The following is a 16,161-nucleotide window of genomic DNA, read 5'->3' as shown; positions in this document are numbered from 1 at the left end:
ACTCCGATACAAATTAAAATATGTATTATTTTATGTATTCAGATATGTTATTAATAATCATATCAACAAGTCTTTTTCTAGCTTCAATTGATGCCCATCCAATATGTGGAGTTAATGCTAGTCTGTTTTTATTTTCTACTTTTAATAAGGGTGAGTCTTCTTCTATAGGTTCTTTTGATACTACATCAATACCACAATATAGTTCTTTTGAATCAATTATATTTGCAAGGTCAGCTTCATTTATTATTCCACCTCTACCTAAATTCATTAGTATTGCACCATCTTTAATCAAATTTAAATTTGATTTATTAAGCAAATTAGTAGTTGTTTCATTTAAAGGACAATGAATAGAAATAATATCAGATTCTTTAAGCAAAGAGTCTAAACTTTTACTTTCATAGTTTGTATTATTATTCTTACCACTTGTTGAATAATAACTTACATTACAAGAAAAAGATTTTGCTATTTTTGCAACATTTTCTCCAATATTACCTAATCCAATTATTCCCCAATTTTTGTCTTTTAATTCATAAAATGGTTTGTCTATATGTGTGAAAATATCTGACTTTTCCCAATTTCCTTTATTTACATATGAAGTGTAGTAATTTAATTGTTGTATAAAATGAAATACATAAGAAAATGTTAATTGTGTTACACTATCAGTTGAATATCCTGCAACATTTTTAACTTCAATTCCTTTAACTTTAGCGTATTCTAGGTCAACATTGTTCATTCCTGTTGCTGCAATACAAACTAACTTAAGAGTTGAGTTGTCCATTATTTCTTTATCTATTACAACTTTATTTGTAATAACAATATCCGCATCTTTTACTCTACTTAGTGTTTCAGTTGGTTTTGTAGTATCATAAACTACTACTTCACCAAACTTATTAAACTCATCTAATGATATGTCAAAACCTAATGTAGCTCTATCTAAAAATACTATTTTCATTGTGTACACCTTTACATATTTTATTATGTAAAGGTATCTAAATATTGCTAAATATAATTTAAAATGATTTATTTGTGTTTAGAACTAAAAATTTGTTCAGCCCATTCAGTAATTGGACCTCTTAGAACTTTTTCTAATTTTATAGCAAAAGGTTTTACTAAATCACTTTCATTTTTAGTAGATTTTAAAAGTGTTGTAAGTGCATTTGTATGCTTGTTTACATAAAAATTGTCAATTTGCTTATTACTTCCTAAGATTACAACTTTACAGCTATTATCGACTCTTGAAAGCACCATTTGCATGGTTTTATTTGACATATTCTGAGCTTCATCAATTATAACAAATGCATTTGATAAGGTTCTACCTCTCATTTCACCTACCCACATAGTCTCAATACTATAATTTTGAATAAGTTGTTCAATTCGTGCATTTACCTCTACATCATCAAGCTCATCATACTGAAAATTCTTTTTATTTGATTTCTTTTTGTGTTCACTTCTTATAATATAATCTAAACTATCCATTAAAGGATGATTATATATTTTAAACTTTTCTTCAAAACCTGGTAAATAACCAATATCTTCGCCTTTATCTAATGACTCAATTGAATTTCTAATATATATTATTCTTTGAAAATATTTTTGTCTAACTAGCTTTAATGCACCACTTAATGCTAACAAAGTTTTACCACTTCCTGCTTTTGCCTCAACTATTAAAACATTAAAGTAATGTTTTAATATTGCATTTGAGAAAAATAATTGTTCTTTATTTAAAGGTGTAATTATTTGATTTCTTATTTCTGTCTCATCTAATATAATGATTTTTTTATTTTGAATACAAGCCAATAGTACTTGATCTGAACCTTTAACTTTAAAACAATAAGCAAAATTGTGTACTTTATGTTCTTCATCATAATCAAAAATAGAGGAGTTATTAATGGTTTCTAGCTGTTCAAATTTTATTGTAATTGTTTTTATAAATTCATAATCAAACTCTTTTTCACTAGTTCCAAGTAAAGAATCAGTCTTAATATCCATAGAAACAGCTCTTGTTCTTGCCATAATATCTAAAGATAAAAAAGCAGACTCACATGTATAATGGCTCTCTACAAATTTAGCAACTTCAAGAATTTTTCTATCATTTATGATATTTGGTGCAACATTTTTTATATTTATTGAATACTCTTCTTTTGAAATAACATCAATAGTTGCTTCAAATATATCAAAAACTTTAATTGTAACAATTTTAAAATCTGCTACTTTTTTGCTTTGGATAATTTGTGAATTTTCTAAAACTCTTGCAAACTCTCTTGCTTGGAAGTTAATCTCATCAAATCCACTCTTTTTAGAATCAATCTCATCTAAAACTGTTTCAGGAAGAACTATTAAATTCTTATTTTCATCACTTAACTTGAAGATATTTTTTGCATCTTCAAGTAAAATATTAGTATCTAAGGTATAAACTTTTTCAAACATCATGCTTCATCTTTTGGTTTTTGTCTTAATACTTTAAATATGATAAAAGCACCAAAAAGTAGGGTAATAAGAGTAAATAGTAAAGAAAAAGTTTTTACTACTACATATCCTACTATTAAAATAGAAAGTACAGTTGGTACTTCATTATATGCTCTAAAGAAATTACCACTTTTTGGATATATTCCTTTTTCTAATCTTTTTCTAAAATACTCCATTGAAAAAGAGTATGCTACTAAAAGTCCAGCAAAAAACAGCTTCGCAAAAAGCCATGGATCATTAAAATCAAGCATCTCTGGTCTTAAATATATCATAAGTAGACCACTTATTACTGTAGCCCACATAGCAGGAAGACCAATATACTTATACATTTTATACTCTTGGATTTTTACAACTTCAACAAAGTCTGGTTTATTTTTATGTTCTGTATGATATACATACAATCTTGGCTGATAAAAAAGCATTGCCATCCATGACATCATTGCCATAATATGAAATATTACTATCCATAAATAGTATTGCATTAAAAAATCCATTACTTTATTCCTTTTATTTTTTTTAGCCATTCATTTAAAGTTTTTTCATATGCAATATTACTTGAACTATAATAGTTTACTGGCTCATTTAAATACTCTTGTTCTACCCATCCACCAAAATCATGGGGATATTTGTATCCTTTATGAAAAGAGTCAATGTGTTTTGGTATTTCTAAAATTCTACCATCTTTTATATCAGCCAACGCTTTATTAATAGCATTGTAAGCACTATTTGATTTTGGACAAGATGCTAAATAAATAGCACACTGTCCTAATATTATTCTAGCTTCAGGATATCCTATTTTATTACAAGCTTGCATTGTACTTACTGCAAGATTTAGGGCATTTGGATTTGCATTTCCTATATCTTCACTTGCAAAAATAACCATTCTTCTCGTTATAAAATCAACACTTTCACCACCATTTATTAATCTTCCTAAATAGTAAAGTGCTGCATCTACATCTGAACCCCGTAATGACTTTATCATTGCACTTGCAAGGTCATAATGACTATTGCTTGAACTAACTCCATCACCAATTACATTTGAGCGTAACTCTTTTAAAGTTTCAAAGCTTATGTTATTTTCTATTTTAGAGGCAAAATTAAGCAAGTTAAGCATTGCCCTTGCATCACCACTACTTGAAGCAATTAAATACTCTCTAGCCTCTTTACTTAGCGTTATATCACTATTATTTAATGCTGTTTGAATTATTCCATCTAATTCAATATTTGTTAAGGGTTTAAACTCATATAAAAAAGATCTAGAACGAATAGCAGAGGTTAGGGTGAAAAACGGATTTTCTGTACTTGCACCAATAATTATAGCTTGATAACTCTCCATTATTGGTAGTAATACTTCTTGTTGATTTTTTGATAATCTATGTACTTCATCTATAAATACAATAGGTTTAATTAGTGAATTTTTATATTTATCAAAAACTTTTCTTAATTCATCTATTTTTATTGTAGTTGCATTAAAGTAGTAGTAATCACTATTAATGTGTTTTGCAATTATTTTTGCAAGGGTAGTTTTTCCAGTTCCTGGCTTCCCATAAAAAAATAGGTGAGGAATCTCTTTTTTTATCAAAAGCTTATATAAGGCTTTGTCTTTGCCAATAATGTGAGATTGACCAACAAAGCTTTCTAAGCTTGTTGGTCTTAATTGGTTGGATAAATCAATCATCATCGCTATTTAAATATTTTCTTAAGTTTCTATACTCTTCTTTATTTAAGTATCTGCTTTTTCCTGTTGGCAAGTTATTCAATGAAATACCGCCAAACTCTAATCTTTTTAAATCCATAACATTTAGTCCAAAGTGTCCAAAGAATCTTCTTAATTCTCTATTTTTCCCCTCACTAATTGCTACTTTTAATTTTGAAAAATTATTGTTTGCAGAAAGGATTTGATATGCAACAAAAGGTGCGAAAGTCATAGATTTTATTTTTGATTTTTCGTGAGCACCTTCACTTGCATCATCTAACTCTAAACCTTCCAACATTGCTTTTTCTACTTTATGGTCAACTTCACCATCAACTTTAAGTTTATAAATTCTTTCTAAATTTGAATGCATTAATTTATTTACTACATCTACACTATCAGAAAGTAAAATTACACCCTCACTAGCATAGTCTAATCTTCCAATTGGTAAAAAGTGTTTATATTTTTTACCTAATGTATCATAAATAGTTTTTCTTCCTTGAGGATCACTTTTTGTTACTAGTTCACCTTTTGGTTTATTATAAACTATAACTGTATACATTCTATTTTTATCAGCTTTAATAACTTTTTTATCAATTTTTACAAGATTATTTTCTGATACTTTAGTTGCAAGATTTGTTACAACTTTGCCATCAATTGATACTCTTCCTTCTTCAATAATTTTATCTGCTTCTCTTCTTGAGTATGTACTATTGTGAGAAAGAAACTTATTTAATCTTACTAAATCTTCACTCTGTTTTGTGATATTTTTTTCTTTAGCCATGGTTTTCCTTATTTTATGCCTGCTTCAATTAAATCATGAATATGTAAAACTCCAACTAGCTTTTCTTCATCATCAACAACTATTAGAAGTTGTATCTTATAATCTTCTATAATTTGTAAAGCATCACTTGCTAAAATATTTTTATCATTTATAACTTTTGGGTTCATTGTTGCAACTTTTTCTATTGCACAATCAATTGAGAAATCTTTATTCATAAGAGCTCTTCTTAAATCTCCATCACTAAGAAGTGCTATTACTTTTTCATTTTCATCAACTATAATTACACTTCCGATTCTTCCCTCACTCATAGTTACAATTGCATCTTTTAGTTTTGTTTCACGTGAAACTACAGGTAAAGTATCTTTTCTTAATAAGTCATCAACTTTTATAAAAAGTTTTTTACCTAAACTTCCACCAGGATGAAATGAAGCAAAATCTTCTTTTTTAAAATCTCTTTTTTTCATAAGACATACTGCTAAAACATCTCCCATTGCCATTGTTAATGTTGTAGAAGAGGTTGGGGCTGTGTCTAAAGGACAGGCTTCTTTTGTAACATTTATATTTAAAAAGAAGTCTGCATATTTTCCAAGTGTTGAGTTTTTATTTTTTGCCATTGCAATTAAAGGAATGTCAAATCTTTTTAAATGAGGAAGAATTTGAATTAATTCTTCACTCTCTCCACTATATGAAATCCCTAAAACAATATCATCTTTTCCTATCATTCCTAAATCGCCATGCATTGCTTCTGTTGGATGCAGGAAAAATGAACTAGTTCCAGTACTAGCTAGTGTTGCTGCTATTTTACTTCCCACTAATCCAGATTTACCTACACCTGTTACTATTAACTTTCCTTTTGAATTTACAATCAAATCAACTAATTTCTCAAAATCAAAATCAAGATTTTCTGCAGCTAATTCTAACTCTTTTGCTTCTGTTAATAGTACTTCTTTTGCAAGCTCTTTATAATTCATCTTTTATCCTTACTGAACGATTAGTGTAGGTACAATCATTGGATATTTTTTATATTTTCTAAAACAATGTTTTCTTACTACTTTTCTAATTTCGTCTTCTAAAATTTTATTATTTTTAAATATTCCTGGTTTTGCATTTTTAAGAGCAATTAATAAAATATCTTCTATCTCTTTTGCAAAAAATCTATCTTGTTTATTTGGAACCAAACCAAATGAAGTAACTCTAGGTTTTTGAGCTAATGTTCTATCATCTTCATTTACTTGTGCAACAATCATAACCACACCTTCATTTGCCATTGTTTGTCTATCAATTACAATATCATCTGCGATTTTATTATTTAACTGATTGTCAATATAGACTTTACCAGTTTTTACAGTTTTTACTTTTTTAAGATATTTTGGAGTAACTTCAACTTGTTCCCCATCACTCATAATATATAAGTTTCTTTCTAAAACTCCACACTCTACACCAGTTTCACCATGTTTTAATGCATGGTTATACTCACCGTGAACAGGCATGAAGAATTTTGGTTTAATAAGCCTTAACATAAGTTTTTGTTCTTCTTGTGCAGCATGTCCAGAAACATGAATATCACTAAAATCTTTATATGCAACTTTTGCTCCAGCTTTTAATAAGTGATTCATAATACCTGATACACTAGCTTCATTTCCAGGAATAGCTTTTGCAGATAAAATAACTTGATCTGTAGGCTTTATTTTAATATGTCTGTGTTCATGAATAGACATTCTATAAAGTGCACTCATTGGTTCACCTTGACTTCCTGTTGTTACAATAAGAACTTCATTATCATTGTACTTATTAACTTCATGTGGATCAATAAAAGCTTCTTTAGGAAATTTTATATAACCTAATGTCATTGCTAAATCAAGATTTTTCTCCATTGATCTTCCAATAATACAAATCTTTCTATTATGTTTAATTCCTCTATCAATTGCTTGAGATATTCTATGAACATTTGATGAGAATGTTGACATAATAACTCTACCTTTAGCAGTTGCGAAAATTCTATCAAATGTAGGACCAACAGTTTTTTCAGATTTAGTAAAACCAGGAGAGTGTGAATTTGTTGAATCACTAGTAAGAAGTAAAACTCCTTGTTCCCCATAATGTGCTAATCTATGTAAGTCCGTTGGATATCCATCAATTGGTGTATGATCAATTTTAAAATCACCTGTATGAATAATAGTTCCAGCTTCTGTTTTTACAGCAATTGATGATGAATCAATAATTGAGTGAGTAATATGCATCCATTCAACTTCAAATTCACCAATTTTTATAGGAGTTCTTTTTTGTATTGCTCTAAAGAATTTTCTATGTTCTCTCATTTTATGTTCATCAAATTTTGAACCAATCATCTCTAATGGCAATGATGTTCCATAAACAGGAAATTGCATCTCTTTAAATAAATATGGCATTGCACCAATATGATCTTCATGACCATGAGTAATTACTATTCCTGCGATTTTATTTTTTATTTCTCTAATATAAGTAAAATCTGGAATCAAAATATCAACTCCGTGCATATCATCATCAGGGAAACTCATACCAACATCAACAATAATTGCACAGTTTTCAGTTTCAATAACCATCATATTTCCACCAATTTCACCTAATCCACCAAGTGGAGTTATTCTTACTTTGGCATTTGTATTTAGATTTAATTTATAGTGTGGATTTAATCTATCTCTATGAATTTTTTCATTGATTAAGTGTGCTTTCTTAAGATCACTTATCCAACCATCACCTTTTTGAAATTTTGGTCTTGGTTTTCTTTTTCTTTGGTTATTGTTATTTATATTTTTTTTGTTGTCTTCTTCTGTAGAAGTACTAGCTTTTTCTGTACTATTTTTTGTAGTTGTTGAAGTAGGTTTATTATTACTTCTTGGCCTTGTATTCGTTGAACTTTTTTGTTGTTGCTTAGGATTATGCTGTTCTACTTTATCCTCTTGAACTTTTTTCTCTTCCATTTTTAACCTTTGTATACATTTGGCTATACAAAGATGCGCTAACTTCATGAGGTCTTTTATTATCACTTATATCAAGTTCATTAAAGATTTGAGAAAGTTCTGACTTTTCTACAACAGTGGATAAGTTTTTTGAAAGTTTTTTTCTTGGCTGTGAAAAACAGGCTTTTAAAAACTTTTTAAAATCACTATTTAAAGAACTAGTCATGTTCTTTTTCAAATATAAAATCGAAGAAACAACCTTTGGAGCAGGGTTGAATGAATCTGGTGATACATCAAAAAGTATCTTCGAATCTTTTGTTAATAATTGTGAAATAATACCTAAAGAAGAGTACTCTTTTTCATTTACTTGTGCAGTAAATTTTACTGCTACTTCTTTTTGTATCATTACTATTATATGCTCACAATTAGTATCTTCTAACGCTCTTAATATAATGTTTGTTGCGATATAGTAGGGTAAATTTGCTATTAAGTCATATTTACCCTCATGTAACGTCTTTTGGCTCTCCCAAGTTTTTAGTACATCTGTATGCACTAAATCTAGCTTGTTACTATCTATTTCGTCTTTAAATTTAGACCTTAAAACACCAATTAAATCAGTGTCTACTTCATAAGCAGTCATATCTTTGTACTTGACTAATTTTTCTGTCAAATCACCTAAGCCAGGCCCAATCTCAACAATGTGATTTTCATTGTTGGGCATCGCTTGGATGATTCCGTTTAAAACAGCTTTATCGATTAAAAAGTTTTGTCCGTATTTTTTTTTAGCTTTAATATTTTCCATAAGCAGATATTATATCTAATTTTAACTTACAATTAGATAATATTTTTCACTATTAAAATTAAGGAAAGAATAATTGAGTAATTTTGCAAAAAGAATTATACCTTGTTTAGATGTAAAAGATGGAAGAGTTGTAAAAGGCGTAAATTTTGTTGGACTAAAAGATGCTGGTGATCCTGTAGAAGTTGCTAAACGATATAATAATGAAGGAGCAGATGAGATAACTTTCCTTGATATAACTGCAAGTCATGAGAATAGAGACACAATTGTTGATATTGTAAAAGATGTTGCAAAAGAGGTTTTTATTCCATTAACAGTTGGTGGAGGTATAAGAAAACTTGAAGATATATATAAACTACTAAATGTAGGTTGTGATAAAGTATCAATTAATTCATCAGCTGTTAATAATCCAGATTTCATAAATGAAAGTGCAAAAAGATTTGGTACACAATGTATTGTTGTAGCTATTGATGTGAAAAAGGTTCAGGATGGTTCATATCATGTTTTTGTAAAAGGTGGAAGAGAAGATACAGGACTTGATGCAGTAAAGTGGGCTAAAGAGGTCTATAGTAGAGGTGCTGGAGAGATACTTCTAACATCAATGGATACAGATGGTGCTAAAACTGGATTTGAACTTAATATTACTCAACAAATTTCATCTGTAGTTGATATTCCAGTTATTGCAAGTGGTGGTGCTGGAACAATGGAGCATATTAAAGATGCTTTTAATTGTGGTGCAAGTGCTGCTTTAGCTGCATCTATATTTCATTATAAAGAGATAGATATCATGGATTTAAAACACTACTTAAAAGAGAATAACATTCCCGTAAGGATATAAAATGAATAGATTTCTAAAATGTGCAGTATTATCTTCTGTACTTCCGTTATCGCTTTTGTCATATGAAATTGACTTTTCAAAAACTTTTACAAAAAAATTAATACCTGATATTTTAAATTCAGATATTAAGTTAGTTGTAGAGTTAGATAGTGAAAAAAAAGTTTCTTCAAAACTTGAAAAGTTTAACAACTACATCAAAGATATGAATTATGTAGAAAAAAACCTTGGTACTTTTAACATAAGACCTAGATATAAATATAAAAGTAATACTCCACATATAGATGGGTATATTGGAGAGATAAAATATGGTATTGAATCAAATGATCCAAAAAAGATTAGTAAGTTTATCAATGGCTTAATTGATTTAAAAAACCATAGAGATACTTCTATAATTGTTTCAAACTTATCATGGAAGGTTAAAGATACTTCAGCAAATATTGCTATTGATCTTTTAAGATATGAATCAATAACTTGGATAGAGAAGTATGCAAAAAATTTATCTACTGATTTGAAAAAAAAATGTGAAGTTAAACACATAAATATACACTCTTTACAAAACTCTTATTATAGAGGAAGTGAAGTAATGTATAGTGCTAAATCATCTGATACTTCAATTTCTGTACCACAACAAACAGCAAAAAATATAAAAATGAGTGTTAATTACAAATTGGAGTGCAAATGATTATTTGTGCAGGTAGAAATGAAACTTTTAAGTTCGCTGAGCCTATGGGTGTAGGATTGATTGAGATGTCAATCAACCTAACAAGAAAATGCCTTTTTGACAAACCTGATTTTATACTTTTTGTTGGAAGTGCAGGCTCTTATGGAGAGCATAATATTTTTGATATAATTGAGTCAAAAAGAGCAGCAAATATTGAGCTATCTTTTTTACAAAACAATTCATATACTCCACTTGATAATGTATTAGAATCTGAAAATAAATTTGTTAGAAATGATACAATTGTAAATAGTTCAAACTATATATCTTCAAACTTTTCATTAAGCAAAAAGTTTAATGCTTACGGTATTGGAGTTGAAAATATGGAATTTTTTGCAGTATTACAAGTTGCTAAAGAGTTTGAAATTCCTGTAGGTGGAATATTTGTAGTTACAAATTATACTAATGAAACTGCCCATGAAGATTTTCTAAAAAATCATAAAGAGGCTATGTCTAAACTTACTAACTCATTAATTGAGAAAAATATTATAAAATAATCGTAGTAAAATAACTACGATTATTTTAAATTCTTAGCTAGATGATTACAAAGCATTACACCTTTAAAATTTAAAATACTAACTATTTGCTTTTTCATTAGGATGTTTCATGTGAAACATATTTAGTGATTTATATAAACTTTTTTAAAATTCTATTAAAATAAAAGATTTTAGATTTTAGAAATTTTATATATTTTATATAACTATGTTTATCAAGACTTTATTCAATTAGTACTTTTTTATAGTTGTTTTAACCATAGACTTTATTTTTCTTTATTATTTTAATAAATACTTTATTAAAGAAAAAACTCTATTTCATTTCAGTGTTTCACGTGAAACAATTATTAAACTTTACAACATATATATTAAATATTATAGTAAAAAATTTATTTTATTAAAAGCAGAAATAGAGTAGAAAAAGAGTATACTTACGCTTTAGAATAGATGTAAATGAAAGGTAATAATGCAATCAATATATGACTTTACATTAGATGAGTTAAAAGAAGAATTAAAACCTTCTTTTAGAGCAAAACAAGTTTATAATTGGATATATAAAAAATATGCTTCATCATATGATGAAATGAAAAATATACCAAATGATTTAAAAGAACAATTAAAAGAAAATTATGCTTTAGATATTATGAAAATAGTAAAAAAAGAGCAAAGTTTAGATGGAAGTATAAAATATCTTTTTCAACTACATGATGGCTTAACAGTTGAGGCTGTTTTACTTTTAATGAAAAAGAAAAAAATTAGTGAAGATGGGAAAATAGAAAGAAGTGAAAAATATACTGTTTGTATCTCTTCACAAGTTGGATGCAAAGTAGGGTGTACATTTTGCCTAACAGCAAAAGGTGGTTTTGTAAGAAATTTAACAGTTGGAGAGTATATAGCACAAATTGTTAATATCAAAAGAGATAACAATATAGCTGAAAATAAATCACTTAATATTGTTTATATGGGTATGGGTGAACCACTTGATAATTATAAGAATTTTGTAAAAGCAGTTAAAGTTTTTAGTGAACTTGATGGACTTGCAATAAGCAGAAGAAGACAAACTGTTTCTACATCTGGTATAAGTAGTAAAATAGAAAAACTTGGTAAAGAAGATTTAGGAATTCAACTTGCTATTTCTTTACACGCAGTTGATGATAAATTAAGAAGTGAATTAATTCCTATGAACAAAGCATATAATATAGAAAGTATTATAAATGCTGTAAGAAACTTTCCAGTTGATGCAAGAAAAAAAGTTATGTTTGAATATCTTGTAATTAAAGATAAAAATGATGATATAAAATCTGCTGATAAACTATTGAAACTATTAAATGGTATCAAAGCAAAAGTAAATTTAATCTACTTTAATCCATATCCTGGCACACCATATCAAAGACCAGAAAGTAAAGATATGGTAAAATTTCAAGAATATTTAATAAATAAAGGATTGCTTTGTACTATTAGAGAATCAAAAGGTCTTGATATCTCAGCAGCATGTGGGCAGTTAAAAGAAAAGGAATCAAATGGAAATTCTTGATATTGTAATGATAGTATTTATATGTATAGTTGCAATAGTCTCAGCAATTGGATTTTTTAGAAGTTATAAAAATAAGGATGGAAAATAATGGCAATTACAAGATTTGCTCCAAGCCCAACAGGATATCTACATATTGGTGGATTAAGAACGGCTTTATATAACTATTTATGGGCAAGAAAAACAGATGGTGAATTTAGATTACGAATAGAAGATACAGATACTCAAAGAAATAATGATGATGCTATGAAAGCAATACTTGAAGCTTTTGAGTGGGTTGGTTTAAGTTATGATGGAGAAGTAGAGTACCAATCAAAAAGAATGGATATTTATAAAAAATATATTCAACAACTTTTAGATGAAGGAAAAGCTTACTATTGTTATATGAGTAAAGATGAGCTTGAAGCTTTAAGAGAAAAGCAAATGGCGAACAAACAGACTCCAAGATATGATGGAAGATACAGAGACTTTACAGGAACACCTCCAAGTGGTATTGAGCCAGTAGTAAGAATAAAAGCTCCACTTGAGGGAAAAATCACTTTTGTAGATGGTGTAAAGTCAATCATGAATATAAACTGCAATGAAGTAGATGATTTTATTATTGCAAGAAGCAATGGTAATCCAACTTATAATTTTGTTGTTGCAATTGATGATGCACTAATGGGTATGACTGATGTAATTAGAGGAGATGACCATTTAACTAATACTGCAAAACAGATTATTATTTATGAAGCTTTAGGTTTTGATATTCCTAAATTTTTCCATGTTCCTATGATTAATAATCCACAAGGGAAAAAACTTTCTAAAAGAGATGGTGCTATGGATGTAATGGAATATAAAAGACAAGGATATTTACCAGAAGCATTATTAAACTTTTTAGTAAGACTTGGATGGTCTAATAAAGACCAAGAAATATTCTCAATGGAAGAGATGCTTGAGCTATTTGATCCTTCAAATATAAATAAATCTGCATCATCATATAATCAAGAAAAACTTCTATGGTTAAATTCGCATTATATAAAAAATATATCAAATGATAGATTAGCAAAAGAGTTAGAGTTTTTTAATTGCCACTTACAAGGACATGATAAAAAAGAGATGATTTTAGATTTATCAAAAGAGAGAGCACAAACATTAGTAGAATTAAAAAATGCAATAGATATTATAATAAATAGACCAACTCAATATGAAGAGAAAGGTGTAAAAAAATTCATAAAAGAAGATACTTCAAAGTTTATGGATGCATACTTAAAAACTTTAGAAGAGAAAAAAGACTCACTACATTTAGCTTGTGATTATGAAGATATTACTAAACCTTTTATAAAAGAGTTTGAGCTAAAATTCCCACAACTATTCCAACCAATTAGAATAGCACTTACAGGTGGAACACAAGCACCTTCTGTTTATGATATTATGGCAATACTTGGATATGATGAAGTAAATTTAAGAATTAGAACAGCACTAGATAAAAACTTTAATAAAGAGGCTTAATAAAGAAAGAATAAAGAGTTTATTTTATAACTCTTTACTCTTTTTATGCTTTTCTCCCCAAAAATACAACTGCTTTAAAATCGGTTTTAAACTCTTACCATATTCACTTAATGAGTACTCAACTTTTGGAGGTACTTGGGGATAAACAACTCTAGTAATAATACCATCTAACTCTAGCTCTTTTAATTTTTGGGATAACATTTTTTGTGTAATCTTTGGCATTTGTTTTTGTAATTCATTAAATCTTTTTGTATCTCTTCTTAAGTACCAAAGTATTAAAATTTTCCATTTTCCATCAATCACATCCAAGGCTATTTCAACTGGACATTTTTCATCTTCTTTATCAATTATTAAATCAATATCTTTATTCATAAAACCCTCATTAGTATCTTTTTTGAAACTATATATCTTTTGTGTAAGCTCTTGTGCTTCTTATTTATTTTAGCTAAACTTTTTTAAACTATAAAAAAAGGAAAATTAATGAGAGCATTTGTAGTAGAAAAAATAGAAGATGAAAAGTTTATTAGTTCTGTAAAAGATATTGATATTCCAAAAATAGAAAAAGATGAAGTATTAGTAAAAGCCTCTTACTCTTCATTGAACTTCAAAGATGCATTAAGCTCTATTGGAAACAAAGGAGTTACAAAAGTTTTTCCTCATGTAACTGGTATTGATGTATCAGGTGAAGTTATAAAATCAAATAATTCAAACTTTAAAAAAGGCGATAAAGTAGTTGCCACTGGATATGATTTAGGTATGAATACAGATGGAGGACATCAAGAGTATGTAAAAATACCAGCTTCATGGCTTATTAAAATTCCTAAAGGTCTTGATGAAAAAGAGATTATGGTATATGGAACTGCTGGATTAACAGCAGCACTTAGTATAAACGAACTACAAGAAAACTCAATAAATAGTGGTAAAGTATTAGTTACAGGTGCAACAGGTGGAGTTGGAAGTATTGCTATAGTAATCTTAGCAAAACTTGGATATGAAGTAGTTACTATAACAGGTAAAAAAGATAAAATAGAGTATTTAAAATCTTTAGGAGCGAATGAAGTAATATTAAGAGAAGATTTTGATATTTCAAATAAAAAACCAATGTTAAGTGAAGTTTATGATGCAGTAGTTGATACAGTAGGTGGGGAATATTTAGCCCATGCATTAAAACAGATAAAGCATAGTGGAGTTGCAACTTGTTGTGGATTAACATCTTCTCATGAATTAAATACAAATGTATTCCCTTTTATTTTAAGAGGAGTAAGACTTATAGGAATTGATTCAGTTGAAATACCCCTAGAAAAAAAAGAGAAGATCTGGGGAAAAATAGCAAAAGAGTATAAAAATTCTAATTTAGAAAAACTTACAAGCCAAATAACTCTAGATGAAATTAAAGATGCATATGAGAAAATATTAACTTCAAAAGCTACTGGAAGATATCTAGTAAAAATAGATTAAACTTAAAAGTTTAATCTATTACACAATTTGCATCTTCATCAAATCTTAATCCAATTTCATTATCAACAGCATACTCTTTACCCCAATCATGCAAATCATATAAAATAGGAATTAATTTCTCACCAGCTTTTGTTAACTTATACTCAACCTTAGGAGGTACTTGAGGATAAACAATCCTTTGAACAATTCCTACTTCTTCTAATTCTCTTAATTGCTGTGTTAGCATTTTTTGAGAAATATTTGGAATTAATCTTTTTAATTCTCCATTTCTCTTAACATCTTTTTTTAAAGCCCAAAGAACCATACCTTTCCATTTTCCACCAATAATATCAGTTGCTAATTGAAAAAAACAGTTATATTTTTTGTTGTTAGATTCCATAAAAAGCCTTTATAGTTTTTATAAGTTTACTAATATTAGCTTTAATGGTTACTTAAAGGTTACTATGAAACTAAAAAGTACATACTTGACAAAAAGTATCTAAACAGATAAAATTTCGCCAAATTAATAAATACAAAATAATAAGGAAAATAATATGGGAAAATATATTGAATTAACACAAGAGAACTTTGAAAGTACAGTAGCAAATGGAGTATCATTAGTAGATTTCTGGGCTCCATGGTGTGGACCTTGTAGAATGCTAGCACCAGTAATTGAAGAGTTAGGTGAAGAGTTTGATGGAAAAGCAAATATTTGTAAAGTAAACACTGATGAGCAACAAGACTTAGCAGTTAAATATGGAATTAGATCTATTCCTACAATTATCTTTATGAAAGATGGTGAAATTGTAGATCAAATGGTTGGTGCTTCTTCTAAACAAGCACTTTCTGAAAAATTAAACTCATTAGCATAATAAAAAGGGGTAATATCCCTTTTTAGCTATCTTAAATTAACAAAACTACCTATAAAGCCTTAAATTATAAACAAACTTTTGATAAAATAACAAAGACTT

General features: G+C 28.2%; 17 protein-coding genes. 7 read left to right on the top strand and 10 right to left on the bottom strand.

Annotated elements, in window-relative coordinates; translation table 11 throughout:
- Window positions 1-25: 25 nt before the first annotated feature.
- From ACAN_RS00275 to rsmA, 8 genes are all read right to left on the bottom strand, one after another.
- Window positions 26-952, bottom strand: a complete 927-nt coding sequence (locus ACAN_RS00275; RefSeq protein WP_099334609.1) for a D-2-hydroxyacid dehydrogenase — start codon at window positions 950-952, stop codon at window positions 26-28.
- Between the two features lie 68 nt (window positions 953-1,020).
- Window positions 1,021-2,430, bottom strand: a complete 1,410-nt coding sequence (locus ACAN_RS00270) for a PhoH family protein (protein ID WP_228150643.1) — start codon at window positions 2,428-2,430, stop codon at window positions 1,021-1,023.
- Complete coding sequence (gene hemJ, locus ACAN_RS00265; RefSeq protein ID WP_191287727.1) at window positions 2,427-2,948, bottom strand: protoporphyrinogen oxidase HemJ; 522 nt, start codon at window positions 2,946-2,948, stop codon at window positions 2,427-2,429. The genes ACAN_RS00270 and hemJ overlap by 4 nt, the downstream gene beginning before the upstream one ends.
- An 11-nt stretch (window positions 2,949-2,959) precedes the next feature.
- Complete coding sequence (locus ACAN_RS00260) at window positions 2,960-4,144, bottom strand: replication-associated recombination protein A (RefSeq protein WP_099334684.1); 1,185 nt, start codon at window positions 4,142-4,144, stop codon at window positions 2,960-2,962.
- The gene (locus ACAN_RS00255; RefSeq protein WP_079578098.1) at window positions 4,137-4,943 is read right to left on the bottom strand and encodes a pseudouridine synthase; all 807 of its coding nucleotides are present in this window, start codon (window positions 4,941-4,943) and stop codon (window positions 4,137-4,139) included. Before ACAN_RS00255 ends, ACAN_RS00260 begins: the two co-directional genes overlap by 8 nt.
- An 8-nt stretch (window positions 4,944-4,951) precedes the next feature.
- Complete coding sequence (locus ACAN_RS00250; RefSeq protein ID WP_099334607.1) at window positions 4,952-5,914, bottom strand: KpsF/GutQ family sugar-phosphate isomerase; 963 nt, start codon at window positions 5,912-5,914, stop codon at window positions 4,952-4,954.
- 9 nt (window positions 5,915-5,923) lie between these two features.
- The gene (locus tag ACAN_RS00245) at window positions 5,924-7,903 is read right to left on the bottom strand and encodes a ribonuclease J (protein WP_228145312.1); all 1,980 of its coding nucleotides are present in this window, start codon (window positions 7,901-7,903) and stop codon (window positions 5,924-5,926) included.
- Window positions 7,875-8,684: a 16S rRNA (adenine(1518)-N(6)/adenine(1519)-N(6))-dimethyltransferase RsmA gene (gene rsmA / locus ACAN_RS00240; RefSeq protein ID WP_079578096.1), complete on the bottom strand. Its 810-nt coding sequence runs from the start codon at window positions 8,682-8,684 to the stop codon at window positions 7,875-7,877. Before rsmA ends, ACAN_RS00245 begins: the two co-directional genes overlap by 29 nt.
- A 73-nt stretch (window positions 8,685-8,757) precedes the next feature.
- On the opposite strand from rsmA, the gene hisF reads away from it, so the two are divergent.
- From hisF to gltX, 5 genes are all read left to right on the top strand, one after another.
- A complete protein-coding gene (gene hisF / locus ACAN_RS00235; protein WP_099334606.1) occupies window positions 8,758-9,519 on the top strand; it encodes an imidazole glycerol phosphate synthase subunit HisF in 762 nt (253 codons plus the stop codon).
- 1 nt (window position 9,520) lies between these two features.
- Window positions 9,521-10,201: an SIMPL domain-containing protein gene (locus ACAN_RS00230; RefSeq protein WP_099334605.1), complete on the top strand. Its 681-nt coding sequence runs from the start codon at window positions 9,521-9,523 to the stop codon at window positions 10,199-10,201.
- Entirely contained in the window at window positions 10,198-10,734 is a 537-nt protein-coding gene (locus tag ACAN_RS00225; protein ID WP_079578093.1) for a phosphorylase family protein, read from the top strand. The genes ACAN_RS00230 and ACAN_RS00225 overlap by 4 nt, the downstream gene beginning before the upstream one ends.
- Before the next feature lie 463 nt (window positions 10,735-11,197).
- A complete protein-coding gene (gene rlmN, locus ACAN_RS00220; RefSeq protein WP_099334604.1) occupies window positions 11,198-12,265 on the top strand; it encodes a dual-specificity RNA methyltransferase RlmN in 1,068 nt (355 codons plus the stop codon).
- A gap of 87 nt (window positions 12,266-12,352) precedes the next feature.
- Window positions 12,353-13,753 (top strand): glutamate--tRNA ligase, encoded by a 1,401-nt coding sequence (gltX, locus tag ACAN_RS00215; RefSeq protein ID WP_099334603.1) that lies wholly within the window; start codon window positions 12,353-12,355, stop codon window positions 13,751-13,753.
- Window positions 13,754-13,777: 24 nt separating this feature from the next.
- On the opposite strand, the gene ACAN_RS00210 is transcribed toward gltX, so the two are convergent.
- The gene (locus ACAN_RS00210) at window positions 13,778-14,125 is read right to left on the bottom strand and encodes a winged helix-turn-helix transcriptional regulator (protein WP_099334602.1); all 348 of its coding nucleotides are present in this window, start codon (window positions 14,123-14,125) and stop codon (window positions 13,778-13,780) included.
- Between the two features lie 108 nt (window positions 14,126-14,233).
- Here ACAN_RS00210 and ACAN_RS00205 point away from each other — a divergent pair, with 108 nt between their 5' ends.
- A complete protein-coding gene (locus ACAN_RS00205) occupies window positions 14,234-15,211 on the top strand; it encodes a YhdH/YhfP family quinone oxidoreductase (RefSeq protein WP_099334601.1) in 978 nt (325 codons plus the stop codon).
- Between the two features lie 10 nt (window positions 15,212-15,221).
- Here the strand turns inward: ACAN_RS00205 and ACAN_RS00200 are convergent, their stop codons facing one another.
- Window positions 15,222-15,590: a winged helix-turn-helix transcriptional regulator gene (locus tag ACAN_RS00200; RefSeq protein ID WP_079578088.1), complete on the bottom strand. Its 369-nt coding sequence runs from the start codon at window positions 15,588-15,590 to the stop codon at window positions 15,222-15,224.
- A gap of 154 nt (window positions 15,591-15,744) precedes the next feature.
- On the opposite strand from ACAN_RS00200, the gene trxA reads away from it, so the two are divergent.
- Window positions 15,745-16,062, top strand: coding sequence for a thioredoxin (gene trxA / locus ACAN_RS00195; protein WP_079578087.1), 318 nt, complete (start codon window positions 15,745-15,747; stop codon window positions 16,060-16,062).
- Window positions 16,063-16,161 lie beyond the last annotated feature (99 nt).

The organism is Malaciobacter canalis (assembly GCF_008000835.1).
Lineage (GTDB): Bacteria > Campylobacterota > Campylobacteria > Campylobacterales > Arcobacteraceae > Malaciobacter > Malaciobacter canalis.
This window is presented reverse-complemented; position numbering and strand designations above follow the sequence as displayed.